The sequence below is a fragment of the Gordonia sp. 'Campus' genome (assembly GCF_022206305.1).
Taxonomy (GTDB): Bacteria; Actinomycetota; Actinomycetes; order Mycobacteriales; family Mycobacteriaceae; genus Gordonia.
Genome location: NZ_JAKOIW010000046.1, coordinates 1 through 1,009, shown reverse-complemented (window position 1 = coordinate 1,009; position 1,009 = coordinate 1). Strand labels below are relative to the sequence as shown.

The 1,009-nt window shown below is 66.3% G+C and carries 1 protein-coding gene; it reads left to right on the top strand.

Features of this window, described 5'->3' with window-relative positions; all coding sequences use genetic code 11:
- On the top strand, window positions 1–941 hold a 941-nt coding region (locus MAY35_RS23300), incomplete at its 5' end, for an ABC transporter ATP-binding protein (RefSeq protein ID WP_281063175.1).
- Window positions 942–1,009 lie beyond the last annotated feature (68 nt).

The following is a 1,009-nucleotide window of genomic DNA, read 5'->3' as shown; positions in this document are numbered from 1 at the left end:
TCGCCATGGTGTTCCAGAGTTACGCGCTCTACCCACACATGTCGGTCCGCGAGAACATCGCCTTCCCGCTGACCCTCGCCAAGATGTCGAAGGATGAGATCGCGGCGAAGGTCGACGAGGCCGCTCGCATCCTCGACCTGGGGCAGTACATGGACCGCAAGCCCGCCAACCTGTCCGGCGGCCAGCGGCAGCGGGTGGCGATGGGCCGCGCGATCGTGCGCTCGCCCAAGGCGTTCCTGATGGACGAGCCGCTGCTGCAGCTGCGAGATCTCGGTACGCATCTGCACACGGAGCTTGGCATCGAGGTTCGACAGCGGCTCGGCACCACCACGGTCTACGTCACCCATGATCAGACCGAGGCCATGACACTCGGCGATCGCGTGGTGGTGCTGCGCAGCGGTTACGTGCAGCAGATCGGCACGCCGCAGGAGCTCTACAACAACCCGACGAACGTCTTCGTGGCCGGCTTCATCGGTTCACCGGCGATGAACTTCCTGCCGGGGCGTCTCGGTTCGGACGGCATCGAGACGCCGATCGGTACCGTCGTCCTCGACGATCACCGCGCGGTGGTCTCGCGCGCCGGTGACGTCGGCAGCAGCGGTGACGTCCTCATCGGCATCCGCCCCGAGCACCTCGAAGACGCGTCGCTCGTCGACTCGACGACCCGCGAACACGGCGCGACGTTCACGGCGAACATCGATGTCCTGGAGTCGATGGGGTCGGACATCTACGCGTACTTCGGTGTCGGATCGAGCCGGGCGTCGAGCGAGGCCCTGGCCGAGTTGTCGGCGGACTCGGGTACCGACTTCGGCAGTCAGCTGATCGCCCGGTTGTCGCCGGACTCGAAGGTGACCCGCGGGACCACCGCAGAACTGTTCTACGACGCCTCGAAGATCGCTGTGTTCGATCAGAGTTCGGGAGCATCGCTGCGCGTCCGTTAGGCGACGATGTGGCCCCGCAGGCGTCGGCTCAGCGCCGACGCCTGCGGGAGTGGTCGAGCAGTTCGTCG